Annotated in this window: 17 protein-coding genes; 6 read left to right on the plus strand and 11 right to left on the minus strand. The window is 64.7% G+C overall.

Annotation, left to right across the window (positions count from 1 at the left end; all coding sequences use genetic code 11):
• Window positions 1–443: class I SAM-dependent methyltransferase (locus QX121_RS24395; protein WP_409999369.1), on the minus strand; the 443-nt coding region annotated here is incomplete at its 3' end.
• A gap of 400 nt (window positions 444–843) precedes the next feature.
• Here QX121_RS24395 and QX121_RS24400 point away from each other — a divergent pair.
• Complete coding sequence (locus tag QX121_RS24400) at window positions 844–1,113, plus strand: hypothetical protein (protein WP_315777190.1); 270 nt, start codon at window positions 844–846, stop codon at window positions 1,111–1,113.
• A gap of 149 nt (window positions 1,114–1,262) precedes the next feature.
• Window positions 1,263–3,353, plus strand: coding sequence for a TIGR04372 family glycosyltransferase (locus QX121_RS24405; protein WP_315798949.1), 2,091 nt, complete (start codon window positions 1,263–1,265; stop codon window positions 3,351–3,353).
• An 87-nt stretch (window positions 3,354–3,440) separates the two neighbouring features.
• On the opposite strand, the gene QX121_RS24410 is transcribed toward QX121_RS24405, so the two are convergent.
• Window positions 3,441–5,651, minus strand: a complete 2,211-nt coding sequence (locus QX121_RS24410) for a TIGR04372 family glycosyltransferase (protein WP_315813242.1) — start codon at window positions 5,649–5,651, stop codon at window positions 3,441–3,443.
• 474 nt (window positions 5,652–6,125) lie between these two features.
• Here QX121_RS24410 and QX121_RS24415 point away from each other — a divergent pair, with 474 nt between their 5' ends.
• Genes QX121_RS24415 through QX121_RS24430 form a run of 4 tightly spaced genes read left to right on the plus strand, consistent with a single transcriptional unit; the run spans window position 6,126 to window position 13,269 of the window.
• A complete protein-coding gene (locus QX121_RS24415) occupies window positions 6,126–8,228 on the plus strand; it encodes a TIGR04372 family glycosyltransferase (protein WP_315798947.1) in 2,103 nt (700 codons plus the stop codon).
• 14 nt (window positions 8,229–8,242) lie between these two features.
• Window positions 8,243–10,207, plus strand: a complete 1,965-nt coding sequence (locus QX121_RS24420) for an acyltransferase family protein (protein ID WP_315798946.1) — start codon at window positions 8,243–8,245, stop codon at window positions 10,205–10,207.
• Window positions 10,208–10,232: 25 nt separating this feature from the next.
• Window positions 10,233–11,312, plus strand: coding sequence for a hypothetical protein (locus QX121_RS24425; RefSeq protein ID WP_315813243.1), 1,080 nt, complete (start codon window positions 10,233–10,235; stop codon window positions 11,310–11,312).
• Window positions 11,290–13,269: an acyltransferase family protein gene (locus tag QX121_RS24430; RefSeq protein WP_315813244.1), complete on the plus strand. Its 1,980-nt coding sequence runs from the start codon at window positions 11,290–11,292 to the stop codon at window positions 13,267–13,269. Before QX121_RS24425 ends, QX121_RS24430 begins: the two co-directional genes overlap by 23 nt.
• 6 nt (window positions 13,270–13,275) lie before the next feature.
• On the opposite strand, the gene QX121_RS24435 is transcribed toward QX121_RS24430, so the two are convergent.
• From QX121_RS24435 to QX121_RS24475, 9 genes are all read right to left on the minus strand, one after another.
• The gene (locus tag QX121_RS24435) at window positions 13,276–14,253 is read right to left on the minus strand and encodes a TylF/MycF/NovP-related O-methyltransferase (protein ID WP_315813245.1); all 978 of its coding nucleotides are present in this window, start codon (window positions 14,251–14,253) and stop codon (window positions 13,276–13,278) included.
• Window positions 14,254–14,504: 251 nt separating this feature from the next.
• The gene (locus QX121_RS24440; protein ID WP_315813246.1) at window positions 14,505–15,479 is read right to left on the minus strand and encodes a hypothetical protein; all 975 of its coding nucleotides are present in this window, start codon (window positions 15,477–15,479) and stop codon (window positions 14,505–14,507) included.
• Window positions 15,480–15,486: 7 nt separating this feature from the next.
• Complete coding sequence (locus tag QX121_RS24445) at window positions 15,487–16,380, minus strand: hypothetical protein (protein ID WP_315813247.1); 894 nt, start codon at window positions 16,378–16,380, stop codon at window positions 15,487–15,489.
• Between the two features lie 52 nt (window positions 16,381–16,432).
• Window positions 16,433–17,521: a GSCFA domain-containing protein gene (locus QX121_RS24450; protein ID WP_315813248.1), complete on the minus strand. Its 1,089-nt coding sequence runs from the start codon at window positions 17,519–17,521 to the stop codon at window positions 16,433–16,435.
• Between the two features lie 57 nt (window positions 17,522–17,578).
• The gene (locus tag QX121_RS24455) at window positions 17,579–18,523 is read right to left on the minus strand and encodes a TylF/MycF/NovP-related O-methyltransferase (protein ID WP_315738906.1); all 945 of its coding nucleotides are present in this window, start codon (window positions 18,521–18,523) and stop codon (window positions 17,579–17,581) included.
• A 701-nt stretch (window positions 18,524–19,224) separates the two neighbouring features.
• A complete protein-coding gene (locus QX121_RS24460; RefSeq protein ID WP_315738905.1) occupies window positions 19,225–19,887 on the minus strand; it encodes a class I SAM-dependent methyltransferase in 663 nt (220 codons plus the stop codon).
• A gap of 27 nt (window positions 19,888–19,914) precedes the next feature.
• Complete coding sequence (locus tag QX121_RS24465) at window positions 19,915–20,952, minus strand: aminoglycoside phosphotransferase family protein (RefSeq protein WP_315813249.1); 1,038 nt, start codon at window positions 20,950–20,952, stop codon at window positions 19,915–19,917.
• Window positions 20,939–21,556 (minus strand): hypothetical protein, encoded by a 618-nt coding sequence (locus QX121_RS24470; protein WP_315813250.1) that lies wholly within the window; start codon window positions 21,554–21,556, stop codon window positions 20,939–20,941. Before QX121_RS24470 ends, QX121_RS24465 begins: the two co-directional genes overlap by 14 nt.
• Before the next feature lie 9 nt (window positions 21,557–21,565).
• Entirely contained in the window at window positions 21,566–22,603 is a 1,038-nt protein-coding gene (locus tag QX121_RS24475) for a zinc-binding dehydrogenase (protein ID WP_315753230.1), read from the minus strand.
• Window positions 22,604–22,607: the final 4 nt, after the last annotated feature.

Raw genomic sequence — 22,607 nt, forward strand, 5'->3', positions numbered from 1 at the left:
CGTTCGGCACGGAGGGTGGCCTGCCAGGTTTCCAGATAGGGATAGCGCCCCGCCGCGCCGTCGGCACCGAGCGCAAGGGCGCTCGCGGTGAGCCCGCGGGCCTGCAATCTGCCCAGCAGGGGCCCCTCGAATGGACCGGTGCCGAGGGCGGTGCAGGCCCGCGGCTTCAACGACAGCAGTTCTCCGACCAGGGCGTCGAGATGGCCTTCCGGCTCCCGGTAGCGGATCCATGGCACCTCGGGAACAAGCACGTCTGGCGGTGGAGGCTCGCGGAGCTGGACGAGCTGACACGTGTCGCACGCGACGATGTCGAGGGTTATCCGAAGCTGGACATGGTTCTCACGCGCGAACCGGTTGCAGACCGGGAGCTCACCAAGCGGGAGCGCCTGCGTGGAGATCGGCTGACCGCACAATCGGCAGCCGGATCGTGGTCCGGTGGACATGGCTCGGCTGGATCGCTCGATCAATGGACACGCTCAGGCTCGCCGCTGCGTCCAGCGCGCCGGCTGCTATGGATGTTGCCATCTGGAGGCAACCTCCATAGCAGTGTAATCGGGAACATGACAACGTAAAATGTTCGGCTTGGCACAGACCCTGGAACTCGCGTCATTTGTGATGTTTCGCGTTACTATTGCTCTTTGAGCGCTCGCATCACTCCTTCTCGGTTCAACCGACGAATCAGTGTCAAGAACGCCAGTAGATATTTGTTCTACAGTAGCGGGGATTGTGCGACTGGGCAGTCTTCCAGCGAAGATGCTACACATGATGACCAGGGGCTTTGGCGGCTATTGTTCCGCCGCATGAGATCTAACGTTGGTAAGAGGGGGCGCCGGCGTGAAGGATATGGTTTTCGTTTTAAGATCGATCTTGCGCACCGTCTGCGTGAGCACGGTCCTCTTCTGTGTTCTTCTTGCAGTCGGCGCAGGGTTCCTCAACGCCTTGCTTGCGGGATTTGTGGCTTTCGTCTTCATCTTGCTGGGGATCGGCCGGCTTGTGCTCGAGCGGCTGGCTCTGTGGTCGACAATTCTGCTGATTGTCGACAGGGCAGGGCTGTTGCCGATCACCGAGTGGGTTCACGGGATCATCACGCTCATTGGTCGCGGGTTGGCTTGACAGCCCGACAGGCATGCGGCGTGTATTGCCGACAGCCAATTCGAGACAGGCGACAAACGGCATAGCCTTCTCCTGGTCTGCCGCAGGGCGGTCTGGATGTTCGAGAACGGGGGCCTGGCCGTGAGCCGAAGACGGATTTGGGGTAGCCGATGCAGCGCTTCAAGGAGCCGCTAGTTCTGCAGAGCCAAGTGCGCAGACGCGGATTCCTTGGGCTGTTCAACGCACTGGAGACTCTGCCTGCCGAATCGGCCCGTTGGGGAGAGCGGTCTCTGCTGGGGCCGCAGCGATGGGCGCGCATCCTGATTGTCGGGACTGCCAAGCTGCTGAGCCTGCTGCCGCCGCGGCTGGCCTTCCTGATCCTCGCCTTCTTCGAGATCGGAGACCTTCGCGATCGCCGCCTGCTGCAAAGAGCCTATCAGGTCTACTGCGCGTCTCTGCTGGCGAAGGATCCGGACCTGCGGTTTTCGGGATTGCTCGGACGGTGCTTTCCAATGCTGTCAGCGGAACTGCTGCTTCGGATCGGGGCCGATTGGGAAGCCTATGATCTGGTCCTCCAGGATCAACTCGCAGCCCGCTCGCCGGAACTGGCGAACATGATGATTCGCGCGCTCTTCGAACTCGGGGAGTTCGACAAGGCCTATCGGCTGGCCTCCCAGCTGGATCTGAGGGCAAGGTCGGAATCGGAGATACATCTCGCCTTTCTCAAGGGCATGCTTGAGATCATGGTGGGCAACGAGGCCCGCGCCGTCGAATGCATGTCGGACGCATGCCGTGGCATTCCCGACTACATGCGTCCTCACCAGAACATGGCGTCGCGGCCGGCGCGGAACTATCATCCCAACCCCCTCGATTTCACCTGCGGCTCCGCGGGCAGGCTGTTCGATCTGTGCAACTTCACCGGCCAGCGCGTGACTCATGTCGGCTCTGGCGATGTCGGCATCGGTCTGTTCACGAGAGCGCTTGCGGCGCAGTCGGAGCTGCTCGGCAAGGCGGCGCCGGCCGTATCAGCGGAGGCCAGCCACCTGTTGCGCAGGTTGGGAATTCCACTGGAGCAATTGCGGGTCCTTCCCGAGGAATGGACGACCCAGATCGGTCACCTCGGGATGCTGGACATCCTGTTCCGAATGCGCGACCTGGGGTGGTGGTCGGGAAGACCGCTGATCGTCGTGCGACCGAACTGCGTGGCGAACAGGGCGTTTCTTCGGCTGTTCGAAAGGTTCGCCGATATCGTCGTGATCGGGGAAACCATCTCTCACGCGCTCGGCGAAGAGCTGCTGTCGCTGCAGCGTTGGTACGGCATGAACTTCAATGTGTTTCGACTGCCGAACGGCGACGTGGTGCCGTGGCAGGAAGCCGGGGCGCTTGCCATTCTGCAGTGGGAGCGGGATGGCCGCGGGCATCCCTTGCGCGACGAGTATGACCGCATCTACGAGGCGGCGCCGAAATTGCAGGACGACTATCGGCGGATGCGCGAATCCTGGGGCATGAAGCCGGACGACTGGTACGTGTGCCTGCACACCCGCGACGGTTCCCATTATTCCGAGGTCGACGGCACCGGCCAGACCCATCGCAATGCGCCGATCGAGACCTACCTCGATGCGATCCACGCGGTCACCCGCAGGGGCGGCTGGGTGATCAAGCTCGGTGGTCCAAATTCACCCGGACTTCCGCCGCTCGACCGTGCAATCGATTATGCTCAGAGCGGGTTCAGATCCGAACTGATGGACATCTGCCTCATCCGGAATGCCAAAGCCTTCATTGGCACGACTTCAGGATTGACGAATGTCGCGATCAGCTTCGGCATTCCAAGTGCCCTCGTGAATTGCATCACCACGGATCCACAATTGTGGAACAGCGCTGTTCGGTTTGCGCTGAAGCCGGTGCGTCTCGCCGACGGAAGGATGCTGACCCAGACTCAGCTCACCTCGCCCCCCTGGCGCTGGCGCTTGTTCGACGCCTGCGTTCTCAGCCGCAACGGAGCGCAGCCGTTGAACAACACGTCAGACGAAATCCTCGCGGTCGTCGAAGAGGTCGTCGATCTCGCTTGCGGGCATGCGGCCAACACCGCCTCGCAGCAACTCTTGTCGCTCTGGAGGGAGCAGCTTCTGCTGCCTCACTACTACGGCGGCGGCACGATCAGTGCCCACTATCTCGCGAAGTACGAAAGTGCATTCTTGGTGCCTGGACCGGCTCCGCTGCGGAAGAGCCTCCCCGAGGCCGCCATGGCACGACAACGCTAGTCCGACAGCACGGCCCAACTATTCGCGGCCGACGTCCTCAGGTGCGCGCCTGGTCCAGGCGGCATCGCTCGATGCGTTGCGCTGTCCTCACGGTTCTCTCAGCAGGTCCTGAGCGTATTTCTCGAGGAAATACCGGCTCGGCCGCGAACTGCCGAAGAAGCCCGGCACCTGGACGTGACGCTCCCATTTGCCGTCCACGCCGGGGGCGGGTCCTTTCCGCCGGGGATCGGAGATTTCGAGCACCTCGCGCACGGCTTCCAGGATTTCGTCGGAACTGCTCTCGCTCACGACGAGTTTGGCACGCGCCATGGATTCATGGGTCGGGTAAGCCCAGCGATACTCTTCCGAGGTCCATTCGCTCAGCGAAAGCATCTGGCCGTCCGCCGTGTGCACGGGCTTGAGCGCAAAGCGGGTGTCCGTCGACCACAGCAGGCCGATCGAGCTCAAGGCATTCACCATCGCGGTGGGGATGCCGAAGCTGCTTGCCACATAGGCAAAGCCGGAGGTCGTGCCGATGAACATGCGGGCACGGCGCATCAAGTGAATGTCCATCTCCGGAAACGCATCGTCGCTGCGGGCATAGTCCACCACCCGTTCCATTTGCGGGAACGGCGGCACCTTGCGACCGCCCATCCGGACAACCCATCCGCCGCATTCGGTGATGTGGCGGACCGCATCGAGATAGCTCGCGAGCGACGCGTTGCGGATGGATTCACCGACGCCTTCGGTATCATTCCGGGTCTGGGCGTCGCGCACGTGCAGGCAGACGAACCAGTCGCCGTCTGCCATGCCCCACCTGCGCCGGTAGTCCTGGTACGTCTGCTCGACGCGGTTGTCGGCAAGCAGTCGGCGGTCGTAGATGTCGCGCAGCGGAAAGCTTCGTTGCCGGCTTTCCCATTGCTTGAGCGCGAGTGAGCCCGCATCGTTCCAGTACACCGCGCGTCCGTCCTCGAAGCGGAATGCCTGGTGGGAATCCCCGATGAACGGGGTGAGGCTGGCGAGTTCGTGCCATAGTCCGGCGCTGACGTTCTCGCCCAAGGTGAGCGTCGGACAGATCTCGGAGAACAGCGACAGAAACGGCTTGTTGGCGATCCGGTCCTTGTAGGCCAGGAGCAGCGGCTGGCCCTGCCACCACTCCATCTCGCGCATCATCAGATGAACGTTGAGATGGCCGTTATGCCCGATCAGCGCGCTCCAGTCCGGAGAGAGCAGCCTGACGTCCGACAGATCGGTGTCGAGCTTCTTGAGAAGGGCCTTGAGCTCGGGGCTTGGCGCGGGAAGATGACGGCGCAACCGCTTCTGTGTCTCCGTCAGCTTGGTGTAGACCTGCGGGACATGGAAGCCCTCGCCGCTGTGATATGTCGTCAGCAGAAGGTGGCGATAGGCGTAGAACAGGTTGATCTCCGACAACACCTTGCGCTGCGGATGGTCGGCGGGAAAGCGCTCCCAGTATTGGCCGCGGTCCTCGCGTGCGGCGAGGATATCGTCGTGCCGGGGGAGACCGAGCTGAGTGACGAGGGTCTCGATCAGCTCCTTGTCGCAGAAGAAGTTGGGAACGTAGCGGTCGAGCGGGGCTTCGAACAACTCGGGGTCGCCGTCTCGGCGCGCATCATATTGCCGTCCTTCGAAGGACGTCTGCTCGAAACGAAAGTTCCGGTGCTCCAGCATGATCTTGATCAGCTCGGCAAACCGGCGCAGGTCTTGCGGACGAAGTGCGGTCCAATTGATGGTGTGGGCCTGCGCCAGCAGCTCCATGAAGTAGCCGGACGTCAGCTTTTTCGTCAGTTTGCCGATCGCCTCCATGAACTCGTCATCGACCCGGTCCCAGTCGATTCTGGGAAACAGCTCCAGAACGCGCTTCTCCTTCTCGCACATCAGAAGGAAGAGGATCAGCTCGTTGCCGTACTGACCCGAGTGGCCGCGGGCGAGCACCCATTGCATCTCCTTTTCGATGTCGGGACCGCAGAAATAGCGAAACTGCCGGTCAAACTCGTTCCGGTGTGCATAGCGGTGGAAGACGAGCGCCACCATGAAGGCCTGTTTGAAGGTCAACAGGGCGAAGATCAGGTCCTTCAAAGATTCCGCCCGTTCCTGGCCGGCTGCATTCAGAAGCCAGCCGATCGCTCTCGCGGCACGTCCGGCGAGGTTCGACTTCAACGCTTGTACCCGACTGCGTTGACGTGGCGCGGGATGCCCGGCTGGATCTGAGTGAACGGACTCGAAGAACATTTCCAAGGCCCCATGACGATATCGAAGGTTTCTCCGGCGCACTGCTTCTGCAGCCCAACCGCCCGGCATTGAAACGGGCCTGCCAGCTTTCCAGACCAGACAGGGATTGCGCCCAGGCGTGGCAGGAGCATAGAGCGCGAGTCGGTTGGCCGCCAGTCCAAGCGCTCGCCGTCTGTCAGGAGAGGGGGACTTGAACGGACCGCTGCCAACGACGATGGCAGCTCTCCGACGGGGCCGTTCGGATGGCTGTTGGGCTCGCGAGAGCGGATCCGGAGCCCCTGGGGCGTCGGCAAGTCCGGCGGCAGTGCTTCGCCCGATTGAAGCCGGGCGCGCCGCAATTCTGACGGTCTCGCCACAAGCGAGGGAGGCGAATTCACGCTGTCTCCGATGCAGGCATCACTAGGCACAACGTGCGGCTTATGTCCCCGAAGGCGGATCTCGAAGGCGGGCGCGGCGGCTCCTTCCGCCGGATTCGGGTTGATCGGGTGGGGCCTTCACAGTAATCGTTGCCTGCTGTTTCCGAGGTTGCGCCGGAGGTGCGGTTTGCCGCTCGACACCATTTCGACCGAGGGCCCGCCCGTCGGCAGCTCTCCGGTCCGCGACCTGACGCTCGCGGAACGTGCATTCGGACGGCATTATCCTCTATTGCGCCTTCTCGCGCGGCTTCCGGGTCGGCATTTTCTGCGCAATCTGGCATTCACGGTGTTGCCGTTCAGGGCGAGGTTTTGGCTGACGGTACAATTCCGCCACTTCTTCCAGCATCCGGGCCTGGACCGCCACTTCGTCTTTTTCTGCGGTCCCTTCCTGGGACGGCACTTGCCCTGGATCTTCAACAGCCCTGTTTGGGAGCGCTACCCGAACGAGGTGGCATTCTATCTTCTACTCGCCGGGTACCGGAAAGAAGCGCTGCCGTTGTTCCGCCGGTTGAAGTGGGATGGCGAGCACCCGATTGCCGAGCTCGCCTTGCACGGAACAGGCGTCGTCGGTGACGGATACTCGATGGATATGCTGACGCAGATCCATTATCTTGACTGGCAGCAGGCTGCCGAGCGGTCGCCAGCGATGCGGACCTTCGTCCGGCTGATGTTGGAGCATCGCAACTTTCAATATGAAGAACGGGCTTTTCGCGGGCGTGTCGAGTTCGATCACGTTCCGAGGGACGTTCCGGCCGAGCAATTCATTCCTTATTTCTTCCGCGACCGCGAGGTGATCGCGCGCCTGATGCAGGAACTCGGTCTCGTCGATTCGACGGGTGTCCTTCGAGAGCTGGATGAGTCCGGGCAGTACTGGGAAAGCCTCCCCGCGCATCTGCCTGATCGCGGGGTCTGTCTCGACATCTACTTGTTCTATGCTTATCGCGAACTCCTGCTCAGGACTTACCACAACGGTGAAGGAGATAAGGTCCCTCTCGTTTACAGACGCGGTCTGGACACGCAACGTCGCCTTCGCCGTCATCTTCCGAAGCCGTCTGCCGAGCTGAAGCGTGTGCTCGATGGGATCGGTGCCGAGCTCGGCGATGTCAGATTGCTCTCACCCGATTGGAGCGCGCTGATCGGTCACAATGGTCATCTGAACGTGCACCTGATGATGCGGAGCATGGGCTGGTGGAAAGGACAGCCGCTCCTGCTCGCCTACAAGGATCGGATCGCCAACAAGCCGTTTCTGTCGCTGTTTTCCGAGATCTGTCCAACGCTCACCCTGGGCGAGAATGTTTCTCCCGGCGCTTGGTACGAGCTCGCCAGCCTGACGCCCTTCCTCGGTGACTCGCATCAGGCCTTCCAGTTCGAGGACGGCCGGACGATGTATTGGAACGATGCAGGCGCGATGGCTCTCCAGCAGTGGGAGCGCGCAGGCAAGGGTTTTCCGTTGCGCGACATCTATGACGCGCGCATGCAGGCGGACGACAGGACCGAGGTGCTGTACCAGGCGCTGCGTCGGAAATGGGGGCTTGCACCCGGCGATTGGTTCGTCTGCCTGCACATGCGCGACGCCGAAGCGCGCGGCGAGACCCTCGGCACGGGCGAGTCGATCCGCAGTGCCACCATCGGTAACTATCTCGACACCGTCCGCTACGTCACCCAGCAGGGCGGCTGGGTGATCCGCATGGGCGGACGCAAGGCGCCGCCGCTGCCGGACATGCCGCGCGTGGTCGACTACGCGAGAAGCGAGGATCAGGTGGCGGAGATGGACATCCACCTGATGCGCCGCGCGCGCATGTTCATCGGCACGACCTCGGGCTTTGCCTATGTCGCGACCAGCTTCGGCATTCCGACCGCCATGGTGAACGCCTTGAGCTCCGTCGGCCTGCTGTGGTCGAAGGACACGCGCTTCTCGCTCAAGCCCGTGCATACGCGCGAGGGGCGCATGCTGTCATTGAGCGACGTCACCTCCGAGACCTGGCGCTGGACGTTTCCGACCTATGAGACGGTCAAGGCTGCCGGCCTCACCGTCGGCGAGAGCTCCGCCGACGAAATCCTCGAGACGACCCGGGAGGTGCTGGATCTGTCCTCCGGGGCGCCGCCCGTCATCCCGCCGGTCGACGATGCCTGGGAAAAATGTGTGAACATCCAGGGATTCTTCGGCAACTCGCGACCGTCCCGCTATTTCCTGGACAAATATGCGGCGTCGCTGCTCGATCGCTCCTGAAACGAACCGGTCCGATGAACTTTGCACAACCGAACATGTCCCTGGAAGAAGCCCGCGCCACGCCGCTCGGCTACCGCGCCGACATCGACGGCCTGCGTGCCGTGGCCGTGCTGCCGGTTCTCTTCTACCACGCGTTTCCCACGGCCGTGCCCGGCGGCTTCTATGGCGTCGACATCTTCTTCGTCATCTCCGGCTATCTGATCACCGGGATCATCCACAAGCAGATGCTGTCGAAGACGTTCAGCATCGCCGATTTCTATGCCCGCCGGATTCGCCGCATCTTTCCGGCACTGATCACGGTGGTGCTGGTCACCTTCCTGATCGCCTGGTTCGTGCTGCCGCCGCGCGAGCTGAAGTCGCTCGGCACCAACATCGCCGGCGGTGCCGTCTTCATCCAGAACTTCGTCCTGCTCGGGCAGGTCGGCTATTTCGACCTCGCCGCCGAGAAGAAGCCGTTGCTGCATCTGTGGTCGCTGGCGATCGAGGAGCAATACTACATCGTCTGGCCGCTGCTTCTGATGCTGATCGGCTCATGGCGGCGCAGGAGCCTCGCGATCACGGTTGCGCTGGCGGCGGCGTCGTTCGTTGCGTGCCTGATCGTGCAGCCGCGCGCGCCAGAGTATGCGTTCTATCTGCCGGTGACGCGGGCTTGGGAATTGCTGGTCGGCTCGGGACTGGCGCTCTGGGTCAATGGCCGCAGTGCGGAGGCTCGTCCGCAGCCGCTGATCGACGTCCCGTACGTCCGCGAGCTCATCGCGCTGGCCGCGCTGCTCGCGATCGTGGTCGCGTTCTGGCGCTACGGTCGCCTCACCCCGCATCCGGGCGTTCACACGTTGCTGCCCGTGCTGGGCGCAGCCGCCCTGATCGCGACCAGCGGCACGCTGGTGCATCGCTATGTACTGTCGTCGACACCGGCCGTCTTCGTCGGCCTGATCAGCTATCCGCTCTATCTCTGGCACTACCCGCTGATGGCCTATGCGCGCATCCAGTTCATCGATGCGGTGCCGGTGTGGGTCATGGTCGCGATCATCGTGGCCAGCATGGTGCTGGCCTGGGCCACCTACCGCCTCATCGAGCGGCCGATCCGCTTCGGCCGACGCCTGGTGCCGCTCAAGGTCGGTGGACTGCTCGGCGGCATGGTCGCGCTGGGCATCGTCGGTGTGGTCGCCGACCGTACCAATGGCCTGCCGGCGCGCATTCCCGCCGAGCTTCGCGGCTTCATGCTGGACGGCAGCGAGACTGCCCGCTTCTGGCGGGCCGACAAATGCCTGCTGAAGCCGGATCAGAGCGCGTCCGAATTCTCTCCGGAATGCGCGGGCACCGGCCGCCATCCGCTCATTTTGGTCTGGGGCGACTCCTATGCGGCATCGCTCTATCCGGGACTTGCTCATTTCGGTGCCGAGCGGGGATTCGAGGTCGCGGAATTCACCGCCTCCGCCTGTCCGCCGCTGCTCGGTTTCGTCCATCCGGAACGGCGGTTCTGCAAGGGCGCGAACGACTTCGTCATCCAGAAGGTCGCCGAGCTGAAGCCGGATCTGGTCCTGTTCTATTCGACCTGGAGCTATGGTCCGGACGACCTGCGCAATGGGCTGGATAGAACGGTTGCCGCCTTGAAGGAGCTCAATGTTCCGAAGATCGTCCTGCTCGGGCCGCCGGCGACCTGGCTCGGCGAAAGCCTGCCCGCGAACATGCTCGACTATTATTTCCGGACGCATTCGCTGCTGCCGGAGCGCACCAAGTTCCGCTCCAACGACAACTGGACGCGGGCGCTCGACGAGTTCCTGGAGGCGCACGCGCAGCGCGTGGGCATTCAATACATCTCGGCGCGCCGCATGATGTGCAACGACGACGGATGTCTCGCCCGGATCGGCGCGGACGGATCCGACCTGACCGCGTATGACAGCGGCCATTTGACCTATCCCGGCTCCGTCTTCATTGCCAGACAGGCGCTGGAGGCGTTGCCTGGCTTCGACAAATAGCCGCGTCGTCCGCCCCGGGGCCGCCATGGATCGTCGGACAGAGCAGACCGGTTGGGCCGGGCATGAGGCCGGGGACGGCCTCGGCCGGGCAGGGCGCTATCTCGCCAGCCTGCTCGGGATGACGGCGGCGATGCTGGGCGGTGTCAGCCTGTGGCTGGCTGCGCAGGGCGGCGACCATTTCAGCGCGATCAGCAGGGCCGGGGATCGGTCATGGTACCGCAATTTCGGCGGCGACAGCGTCACCGAGATCCAGGACCAGGATCTGTTCTACCATGGCATCGGCCGCTCGATCGACAACGCCCGCCAGGCCGATGTCATCATCCTCGGCTCGTCTCTGGTGTCGTTTGCGGTCGACGAGACCGTCATGCGCGAGCGCCTCGAGCACCCCTATGGCCTCAAGTTCTACAACATGGCGTTCGTCGGCGTTGCCAGCGGCGAATTCGCGCGGCAGATCGCGCTGAAGCATCACCTCCGTCCGCGGCTGTGGATCTTGAACGCCGACGATGGCGGAGGCGGGGGCAACTTCTTCCACCGCAACCTCACACGCGCGTTCGGCGCCGACGTCCGTCCGATCCCGAGCACGAAGCTCAGCCGTTTCGGCGCGACCTACGAGATCATCCGGCGCAATCTGCGCTGGCGCTTCGAGGACGTGACGCGGCCATGGCGCCAGGCGCTCGCCGGTCCGCGGGCCGGACCGCTGCCGCGCTTCGACCGCGATGATCGCACCGGCGCAGCCGACATGAGCACGTTTCCGCGCTTTCTCGCCGAAGGCAATCCGGGCGTGAAGATGACGCGCGATCCCGACTGTCACACCACGCCCGACGTGATCGCCAATGCGCGCGACCTCGTGCAGTCGCTCGGCGCGCCCGTGGTCTTGACTTTCGTTCCCAATTTTCACGGCTGCCTGACCCAGGTTCGTGAGATTGCGGATGCCGTCGGCGTCGAGACGGCGCTGCCGGCGCGGACCGACTATTCGAGCTGGGATGGCGGCGGCCATCTCGACGCCAGGGGCGCGGCTGATTTTACCCGCGACCTCGTCGGCGCTCTGGAAAAGACGCGAGCGTTTCAGGGAATGCGTGAGAATGGCGATCACCGAAAGCCTTGATCATGCGGCCGCAGCGGATCGCCATGAGCGGCCGATCAGCCGGGCGCACGCGCTGCTCTATCGTCCCGACATCGACGGCCTGCGCGCGATCGCCGTCGTCGCCGTGCTCGTCTTTCATACCTTCCCGCGGCTGCTGCCCGGCGGTTTTGCCGGCGTCGACGTATTCTTCGTGATCTCCGGCTATCTGATCACGGGCATCATCGATCGGCAGTGCGCGGACAAGAGCTTCAGTTTTGCGACCTTCTACGCCCGCCGCATCCTCCGGATCTTCCCGGCTCTCATCACCGTGGTGCTGGCGACGTTCGTGATCGCCTGGTTCATATTCCCGGTCGCCGAGATGGAAGCGCTCGGGTCCAACATCAAGGGCGCCGCCGCCTTCATCGAGAACTTCATGCTGCACGAGCAGATCGTCGGCTATTTCGATCCGGGCGCGGAGCGTCTCCCGCTGCTGCACCTGTGGTCGCTCGGCATCGAGGAGCAGTACTACATCGTCTGGCCCGCGATGTTCGTGCTGATCGCCCGATGGCCGTCACGGAAGGCGGCCATCGTGGCCGCGCTCGGACTCGGCTCCCTGGTGGTCTGCCTGTCGACTCCCGCAAGAGAGGCGGCGTGGGCGTTCTATTCCCCGACCACGCGGGGCTGGGAGCTGCTGGCCGGCTCGCTCCTGGCGGTGTGGCTGCGGCAGCGTGCCGATCGCCCGATCGGTGCGGCCACCAGCAATGCGCTCGCGGCTGTTGGCGTGGCGGGCCTCGCCGTCGCCTTCTTCGCGTTCAGCGCAGCCTCGCCATGGCCCGGCATTCGCACCACGGTGCCCGTGCTGGCGACCATGGCCCTGATTGCGACCGGCGGCACGCTGGTTCAGCGGGTGTTGGCGTGGCCCGCCCTGGTGTTCGTCGGCCTGACCAGCTACCCGCTCTATCTCTGGCACTTCCCGCTGATCGCCTTCACCAAGCTGCAGTTCGGCGGGGCGGCTCCGGCGTGGATCTTGCTCGCGGTGCTCGGGCTGAGCGCCGTGCTGGCCTGGCTCACCTATCGTTTCATCGAGCTGCCGATCAGGTTCGGAGCCGCGCCCGTCGCGTGGCGGGCGTGGTCTTTGCTGGCCGTGATGGCGGCGATGATCCCGATCGGCGTCGCGGCGACGAGCACGCGCGGCCTGCCGGTCCGGTTCGCGCCGGAGATCAGGGGCTTCATGCTGTCGGGCAGCGAGACCAATTCGCATTGGCGCCGTGGCCGCTGCCTGCTGCTCCTGCAGCCTGCCTCCGCATTCGGCGCCGACTGCGCCGGGCAGGGACGCCGGCCGCTGCTGCTGATCTGGGGCGATTCCTACGGCGCGGCGCTCTATCCGGGGCTGCTGCATCTGTCGACGGAGCGCGGCTATGACGTCGCGCAATATACGGCCTCCGCCTGCCCACCGCTGATCGGCTACACCTTGGAGGCCCGGCCGTTCTGCAAGAGCATCAACGACGACGTCGTGTTGCGGATCGGCCGTCTCCGGCCGGACGTCGTCATCCTCGACGCGACCTGGGGCCACGCCGAGTCCGTGCTGCGCGAGGACCTGCCGCGCACGGTCGCGCTGCTCAGGACCAACGGCATTGCGAAGATCGTGCTGATGGGACCGCCGCCGAGCTGGCAGGGCGTCGGCCTGTCGCACAACGTGCTCGACTACTACCGGCAGACCGGAACGGTGTTGCCGGAGCGGACCCTGTTCCGCTCCAACGACGAATGGACGCGCGGCCGCGACGCGCTGTTTCGCGAGCTGACCCGTGAGCTCGGCATCGATTATATCTCCGTGCGCGACGTGTTCTGCAACGACGAAGGCTGTCTCAGCCGGATCGGTCCGGACGGCTCGCAATTGACGGCATTCGATCCCGGGCACCTCACGGTGCCCGGTGCCGTCTTCCTGGCGCGCCACACCATCAACAGCCTGCTTGGCCCGGCCCAGCGGCCGTCGCCGTGAGCCGCATTACTCCGGATCAGCCGGGATGCCGCGATAGGCGTGGATGATGAAGCGGGTGCCGCCGACCGAATAGTCGCCGCCGTTGGAGGCCTCGATCGCGAACATCTCGACCAGCTCCTTCCAGGCCTGCCGTTCGCCCGTGGTCGGAATGGCACGATTGGCGTTCCAGTCGTCGAAGCAGATGACGGCGCCGGTCGAGATCATGCCGCGCTCGAACAGAGGGACGAGCGCATCCATGGTCGACTGGTAGAGGTCGCCGTCGAAATGGATCATCGCAAACCGCGTCTCGGGCGGCAGCGTCTTCACGGTGTCGGCGAACCAGCCTTCGTAGAGCTGAAAGCGGTGCGGCGGAATAATCTTGCCGATCACGGCGCGCAGCTGCGGCGCGGCCAGCACCTTGCAGCCGCCCTTGGCCCACGCGCCGGAGATGACGTGCGGAGCGACCTGGTCGACCGGCGAGGTGATCTCGGGAAGGCCCTCGAAGCTGTCGAACAGGCGCAGAATACGGAACGGGTTTTCTCCGGACGCGCTCTTGCCGAGCGGCTGGCGCTGCAGGTCGAACACCATCGACGTGGCGATCGCGCGGGCGCTGAAGCCGCCCATCGTGCCGAACTCGGCGATGTCGCCGTTCACATGGGCGCTGTTGATGTATTGGACGCACAGGGTGAGCGTCTTGGCGATCTCCTGTGCCGGCAGGATCAGCACGTCGGCATAGCTGTAATATGCGCCGGGCGAGGGAAGCTGCCGCGCGCTGTATTTCTCCAGCGCGATGTCCTGGATGATGCGTCCGTCATCGACCGTGTCGGCGGACGGGGCTGCGATTGCCACGGCCGGAGGCCTGTCCTGTACGGTGGCGCTGCTGCCGTTCCCGTAGGGCCAGGGCAGCGGCGGCTCGAACATGATCGCCCGTTTGACCGAGCGCATCCAATACAGCGCGTCCGGCGGCAGCGAGGTGGCGAGCGCATTCTTCAACGGTTGCAGCATTCAAATTCTCCAACGCGGCGCTGTTCGATGACCGCAAAACGGCCTTGAGGGATGGCGCAGATGCGACGCTGCGCCGAAGAGAGGTGTTCGCCTGGCAACGCCCGACAGGCGGCGTCACGTCGAGACGGGATCGCGCGCTCGGTGACGGCGATATCGGCGGTGAGTGCGCGCCTTCTGCGTCGCGCGCAAGCCCACCTGCTGCCTTCTGGCTTAGCCGTCCTCCATCCATGGTGCAAGCGGGCGGCCATGCGTCAATAGAGGCTGGCAGCCCGGCGTCCGTCGGCCAATGCGTCGTGGGCGTCGGCGGGCCGCTCCTTCGGCAGCTTGACGAAGAACGGGTCGGCGGGCCAGTGGTTCATGCCGACGACCATGATTGTCATCTCCTCGTCGGGCATGCGCGGCATGAACACCAGATCGATCGCGGAGCGTGTCTTGTGCGACGGCGGGCTGCCGCGATGCATGAGGCGGGTCGCATCGAACACCAGCAGATCACCAGTCTTGCCCAGAACCGTGTGCTCCCGGTAATTGGCGTCGCGATACTGGAACGGACCGGTCTGCTCGTCGACATCGCAGAGATAGAGCACGCCGCGAATGACGCCGGCCGGGCAGCCGTCGCTGTGCCATTGCTGGGGACCGATGCCCTCGGTCAAATGCGGCTTCGAGCGCACCAGCCGGACATTGGCGACCTTGGCGGGGCAGCCGAGCACGCCGCGGAAGAAGGAATCGAAATCGCCGCCGCTGAACAGCGCGTGCAGATAGTCGACGAGCGCCGCCGAGGGCATCCCGGTCTGCAGATCCTGCGTGTAGGGAGCGACGCTGTTGCCGGCCCAGTCCCATGCCGAGTGGCGGTTGCTGACGTCGCGGTCGAAGCTCTCGGTTTCCCGGAACATGGCCGCCTTTTCCGGATTCGTGCTGATCACCGTGACGCCGTTCTGCTGGAAGGCGACGATCTTGTCGGCGAGCTGGCTCGGCGTCTTCTGCGGATCGAACTTCGGCGCATAGGCCGTGCACATCGGCGGCGCGCTGTTCGCGGCCGGCAGCAGCGTCAGCTGGCGCGGCTGCGCCGTGCCGTTCTTGTCCGCGGGGGCTGCGTCTGGACTGGGATGTCCGTTCAGGCGGTCGAACGTGTCGGCCCGCACCAGGCGGTAGCCGAGAGCGCTGAGCGCCTGGTTGACGCCGCCCTTGAGCCGCTGCTTGGCAGTGCTGATCATCGGTCCCAAGGCCATGATGTCCTCATGCTGCGTTCGGCTTGGTGGGCTGGAACGGATCCAGGCCGCACGCCATTCGATAATAGAGTTCGTATCGCGGGTGATTGGCGACGAGGCCGCGGCTGTCGATCGCATGATCGATCAGCGACTCGAGCAGGAGACGGGCGCCCTTGGGCGGCAGATGCACCCCGTCGAAATCGAACTCCGGACGCAACAGATCGCCCTCGGTCAGGTCGGGCCAGCGGTCGACCGTGAAGAGGTTCACCGAACGCACCTTCTGCGCCAGCTTCCAGTTGAACGCCTGAACCAGCTTGGTCCGGACGGAGACAGGGCAGTCGTAGTTCTGCAGCTCTCGGACGCGCGCTTCCTGCCGGGTCGGGGGAACGACGCTCTGCACGTAGACGCGCTTGAAGCCGGCCTTGACCAGCTGATCGAGCCCGGCGACGAACGGCCCGAGCCGTGCCTCGATCGCCTCGTCGATGAGATCCCACGGCACCAGCGGCTTGTCGAGCAGAGGCAACGTGGTGGCGAACGGCGGAACGAAGTCGTGGGTGTCCTTGAGGAGTTGCAGGAGCGGACCGCGAACGTCGATCTCGCCGACGGTGATCATGATCAGCGGCGGCCGCACGGCCTGGCCGACCGCCTTGGCAATGGCGAAATCGACCTCGTCCATCGACAGATGCGTCGCGCGTCCGTTGCGCACCAGGCCCTCATATTCGAGGAAGGCGATGAAGTCAGGATGAAACTCGCCGGTGGCGGGATCATAGAACTCCCGCGCCGTGGCGCCGGGGATGTACTTGGTACGGGCCATCACCCAGGCGCCGGTCCACCGCTCCCGGAACACCATGTTCCGATACGGCAGGGAATGGCTGTCGCCGACGATATAGACCGGCAGAACCGCTTCGAGCTCGGTGTCCACGCTGATACGTCCCCCCTCACATCACAGGCTCGGCCGCGGCCGCCGCTCGTCCTCAGTTGTTACGGCTCGCGGCCAGTGCGCGGTAGAACTCGTCCTCGTCGCAGATGATCTGCGGCGCGGCCGGAGGAGCCGCCGGTTGCATTCGTTCGTCATCACGTGCGGATCGCACCTCTGCGCCAGCGTCCTCGCCGGTGAACTGCGCGAAGAACAGCTTCATCGCGCGCGCGACGCCCTCGGTCGTGACCGAGCGCGCATCGTCGGCGAAATACGCCCCCGCATTCTTCGCATTGGTGATGATCTCGTAGGACGCGAAATAATGCACGTTGTCGAAGCGCCGGACCATCTCCTCGGCGGCGACGCGCAGCACGCTCTTGGAATAGGTCGTGGCCTGCAGCACGTGGCGCGGCTCCATGGTGGCCGCGAGCGGGACCGGCGAGACCGTCAGGATGATCTGCAGGCGCGGATTGGCTGCCGACATCAGGTTGATCGCCTCGGCAAGATAGCCGGTGGTCTCCATGACCGAGAGATTGTGGAACGCGTATTTGGCATCGTCGAAGTCGCCAGCGCTGCCGCACCCCGGACAGGTCGGATACACCGTGCCGTCGAGCTTGGACACCCAGCTCTCGGTCAGACCGAGCGTGAAGATGAAGATGTCGGTGGTTTCGAAGAGCCGCCGCACCGCCTGCAAATGCTGCTTCAGATCGGCCTCGGCCTCGACCATCGAGATGTAGCCGCGCGGCGTGATGCGGGGGCGCAGCAGATCGAACACCCAGCCGTCGCTGTCGGTCCAGAACTGATCGGCTGGCCGGAAAGCTCCGAACGCCCGCTGCAGCAGTTGCAGCAGTTGCAGGGTGCTGTAGACGTTGCCGTAGCGCGCGGAGAACACGCCATAGCCGAAGCGCTCCTCCTGCTCGGGCGTCAGATGCGGCGGCGCCGGCTCGGTGACAAAGTAATTGTAGCCGCGCTCCTTCAGGGCGCGCGAGATGTGCTGCGCGAAGCAACTGCCGGCCGAGGCGACGCGCTGATCAGGACCGAAGCGGAGCCGCGCGGTCAGATGAGGATCGAGATCGGATGGGCTGCGCTCGGCAACGGCCTGACGCCAGAAGCTGCTCGCGGGCAGCGTGGTGTAGGGACAACTCATGCACTCACCCTCTGACCGCATGGGGCCGCGACGCAACGAAAGCGAAGCGCATGCTGCTCAAGCCCTCGGCTTCATTCCGAGATAGGAATGAATGATGAACTTGGTGCCCTGGATCGAGTAGTCGCCGGAATGGCTGGCGACGATGTTGAAGCGGCTGACGAGGTCGGCCCAGGCCTTGCGCTCGCCGGCCTCGGGGTCGGCCTCGTTGCAGTTCCAGTCGTCGAAGCAGAGCACGGCGCCCTTCGAGATGAAGCCGCGTTCGAAGCACGGCACCAGAGCATCCATGGTGGATGAGTAGAGGTCGCCGTCGAAATGGATCAGCGCAAAGCGCGTGTCGTCCGGGAGCAGCTTCACCGTGTCGGCGAACCAGCCTTCATAGATCTCGACCCGGCTGGGCGGAATGATGGCCTCGACCATGGTCCGCAGATCCGCGGCGCTGAGAATCCTGCAGCCACCCTTCGACCAGGTGCCCGATTTCACGTGCTGCGACTCGAGATCGACCTGCGCCGTGATTTCCGGCAGGCCCTCGAAGCTGTCGAACAGGCGCAGCTTGCGCAGCGGCTGGTTCGGCTGATAGCGCGGGTCGAACACCATCGCGTTCGCCAGGGTGCGCGCGGTGAAGCCGCCCATGGTGCCGAATTCGGCGATATCGCCTTTGACATCGGCGCTGTTGATATACATCACGCTCAAGGTCAGTGTGCGCGCGATCTCCTTGGCGGGCAGGATCAGGACGTCGTCGATATCGAAGAACAGGTACGGCGCGCTGATCTTGTGGGCGTCGAGCCGTTCCAGGGCTTCGGTCTGCCGCGTCCGCGGCTCCGACCCCGCTCCGGCGGCCGGCGCGGGGACCGGTTGAGGCTCGGGTTCGGGCTTTGGCTCCAAAGCGGCCTGCGGCCGTTCCGGAGGCGGCTGCCCCATCAGCGCGCGCTTGATCGAGCGCAGCTTGAACAGGGTCTGGGGGGGCAGGCCTTCGGCGATCGCCACCTTCAACGACTTCGTCATGACAGCCCCGTTCCCTGCCGCTCGCGATGTTTCGCTGCCAATCTATAGATACATTTTGCAAAGATCGCAAAAGCGGCATGCGGGATCCGCACTCGTTTTGCGTGGGTCTTCAGCCGGGGAGGCCGACAAAGCCGCAATCCGGGTCGCCGGCGTTCGAGCCGGTTCCGACGTGCGCGTCGACGACGAATTGGCTCGCATCTTCAGGTGCATCACCCTTGTCCAGTCAGGTGACGAAAAATATTCTTCTTTCGTTTTTCCAGAAAACGTGGTTTTCTCTCACCATCCCGCCTCGTGCAGAGGGACGTACGCGTCGTCACGATACGTGGAGGTGGGCTGCGATGGACGTGACGGCTGCGCCCGACGAGCGCAAGCGTTACGGACGGCGAAGTCGTGTGGTCCTGGCCTCTCGACGCTGAGGTCTGCGCAACGCGCCAAAGGCGCGTTGTCGCAAAATGGGGGCAAGAACGCCGATCCCCAGGGAGAGCACGAAGGACACCGTTAAAACCGATCGCGCGGGGAAGGCCGGGATGTCCCAGCCGAACCTGTGGTACCTGCCGCCTGCATTTCTTTCTGCAGGCGGGCCATGGGGGCGGCAGGCTCCCGGCCTTCCTCGCGCCCTCTCAATCGAGAGGGCGATGGTCAACTCACAGCTCGGACGCCAATGCGTCGCGAGAGCGCCTGTCGACGCTCTCAGCTCACCCTCATTCGAAGAAGATGAATTCGTGGTCGCCGGTGTAGCCGGAGCGCTTGAACTCGAACGCCCATTCCTCGGGGGTGTGGAAGATGCGGCAGGTGAGCTGCCAGTACATCAGGTTCACCTTCTCGCGCTCGTTGCGGTAGCCCTCGACGCAGAGATATTTGGCGCCGCGGCTGACGCGCTCCATCTCGCGCAGGGCGGCATCGAGATCGTAGTTGTAGAGGTTGTGCAGCGTGTTGATCGAGATGACCAGATCGAAGTGCTTGTCGGGGTAGGGCAGCTTGGCCGCGCTGCCGACCTGGCAGAACGGCTTCACGCTCTCCATCGTGTGCTCGACGCCGTAGGACGAGACGTCGATGCCGGCGACCTCGAGATCCGGGATGGCCTCGCGGAAATCGTGCAGAATGAAGCCCTTGCCGGAGCCGACGTCGAGCACGCGCATGCCCGGCTTGATGCCGTACGTCTCGATCATCGCGTCGGCGACCTTGCGCCAGCGGCCGTCATATTTGTAGCCACCATAGCCGGTCTCGCGGCTGCCGTCCCAATAGTCGTAATCGTACTTGATCGCCATCTCCGCGACATCGGCCTTGTCGCGCTGGGTGACACGCGCGAGATAGTCGCGCTTGGTCGATTTGTGGACGAGACTGACGAACTCGCGATAGGCCATGAAGATCTCCGGGCGTGGGATTGTCGGTTAGTCGGATGTGGCGCCGATCAGGCCGAGCTGCGCCTCGGCCTTGGCGAGCTGCGCGGCGCAGCGCTGCGCCCAGGCGCCGGTGTCGGCGAAGGCGCGCCTGATGGCGCCGAGCGGCAGGAAGTCGTTCAGGATGATGCAGGTCCACTTGACCTGGTAGGCGTCGAGCAGCAACCGGCAGCGCGCGACGCTGGCCGCATCGAGCCCGAGGCCCTCCGTCAGCCGCTCGATGAAATGCTCGTGCACGGCCAGCGGCACCGGCACCTCCGGCTGGCAGAAGAAGTCCGACACCAGCTTGGCCGGGTCGTCGCGGCCGGCATATTCGAAATCAAGGAAGGTCAGCTTGCCCGCGTTGTCGATCAGCGCGTTGTGGAAGCCGAAGTCGGACGGCGACAGGCAGACCTGATCGGCGGGGATGGCGGCCTCCAAGCCGAGCCCTTCGGCCGCGGCGCCGCTCAGAATGGTCGCCTTCACGTCTGCCCAGGCCGGCTGCAACTGCGTCGCCACGAATTGCCGGGCCTCGGCCACATGCGGTACGTCGGAATCGAGTGTCGCCAGCCGCGCCACACGGCGCTCGACGGTCGCGATGTGCTCGGCCAGCGAGAAGCAGGCTTCCGAGCCCGGCGCCAGCGCAGGGCGGGGTGGGGCGTTCACCGCGAGCACGAAATCGATCGCGGCCTCGACATGAACAGGTGCCAGCTCGGCAGCCGTCAGCTTGCGTCCTTCGACGAAGCTATAGAGGCCAGCCTGCTCGGCGCGGTCGCAGGCCAGCGGTTCCGGCACGACGCGAACGCCGCGCGACCAGGCATGGCTGATGAAGCTCCATTCAGCGCCGAGCCGGTCGCGGGTATCACGGGCATCGGTGAAGTAACGCTTGAGCACGAGGGGACCGGCCTCGGTGTCGACGCGAAAGACCTGGTTGTTGCGGCCGCCGGCCAGCCGCGTCAGTCCCGTAGGGCTGGCCTTGCCGGCCTGCGCGGCGAGGCGCTGGGCGAGCGCCAGCAGGGCGGCGTCGGCGTTGGCCTCAGCCGCGGTCACGGACGACATCCGCCGCGATCTCGGCCCAGGAGGCGCGGCGCTCATAGCCCGTGGCCTTGGTCGCGAACTGGTCCTCCGGATCGAACAGCACCTTGCGCATCCCTTGCGGGAATCCGGTCATGCCCAGGATCTCCGGAAGGTCGTCGACAAAGACCTCGCAGGCCAGCGCATGCGCACGGGCAACCTTCTCGTCCTTGGTCAGCTCGAAGAACACCCGGTCCGGCGCGATCTGGCCGGGCGCTGATCCCATCAGGCCGCGGTCTGTCAGGAACCCGCGCGCCGCGGCATGCATGTCGTGCTTCGGCCCGAGAATGGGGTGCCTCGTCTTATGGCTGACGATGAACAGGTCATGGCCGACGGCGCGGGCGGCGGCGACGAATTCCGCGAAGCCGGGGTAGGGCGACACCAGATCCATGCGGGCGCCGTAGACATAGCCCTGCAGCTCGGTGAAATCGTCCTTGCGCCCGCTGCCGTTGAGATGGTCGCGGACGCTGTTCTTGTCGCGGCCGAGATCGGCCGGGATCAGGCCGCGCTCGAGTGCTGCCGCATGAAACACGCCGTCATAGCAGGCGATCGTGTTGTCGAAGTCGATCCCGATCCGCATGGCCTGGACTTAACGCAGCGACATGTCGATCAGCGGACGGCCGACCTTGCCGGCGGCCAGATCCTGCAGCGCCTGGTCGGCCTGGGCGAGGCTGTAGGGCTTCGACAGGAGATCCCGCACCGGGAAGCGGCCGGAGCTCAGCAGCCGGCCGTAGCGGCCGTAGTCGCGATCCGGCACGCTGTCGCCGCCCCAGGTGCCGAGCAGGCTCTTGCCCTGGTTGAAGACGCCGGGATTCAGCGTGAGCGCCGCGCCGTGCTTGGCGTTGCCGATGACGACGGCACGGCCGCCCTGCTGGCGCGTCGAATTGATCGCCTGCTCCATAACGGCCGGAATGCCGGAGGATTCGACCGCGAGATCAACGCCCTGCGGCACGATCTTCTTGATCTCGGCCAGCACGTCGCCGCTGGCATCGATCACGTGGGTCGCGCCGTAGATCTGCGCCAGCGCGCGGCGGGTCGGGTTGGGATCGATGCCGATCACCGGCATGGCGCCCGCGAGCGCCGCTGCCATCAGCGCGTTGAGGCCGATGCCGCCGGTGCCGAACACGGCGACGGCGTCGCCCGGCTGCACCTTGAGCACGTTGTAGACCGCGCCCATGCCGGTCGGCGCGGCGCAGCCGAGCAGCACCGCGACATCCATCGGCAGGTCGGGCGGCAGCAGGGTCAGGCGGTTCTCGCTGACGACCGCATGGCGCTGGAAGGTGGTGACGCCGCCGGCGTTGACCTTCTTGCCGTCCCAGTCATAGACGGCGCCGCCGGCCTCGATGCCGGTGCCCTTGATCCAGGACAGCACGACCTTGTCGCCAACCTTGACCTTGGTGACGGCGCTGCCGGCCTCGATCACCGTGCCGGTGCCCTCATGGCCCAGGCAGTGCGGCACCCATTTGTCCTCGCCCTTGTCGCCGCGCCACTCCATCACCTGCGTGCCGCAGGCGCCGGAATAGGCGATCTCGACCAGCACCTGGCCCGGCTTCAACGCGGGGGTCTCGATCTCGGCCAACACGAGCGGTTGGCCGGTCTGGACCAGGAGGGCAGCTTGGGTCTTCATGTGA

It is taken from the genome of Bradyrhizobium sp. SZCCHNR2028 (genome assembly GCF_032380995.1).
GTDB lineage: Bacteria > Pseudomonadota > Alphaproteobacteria > Rhizobiales > Xanthobacteraceae > Bradyrhizobium.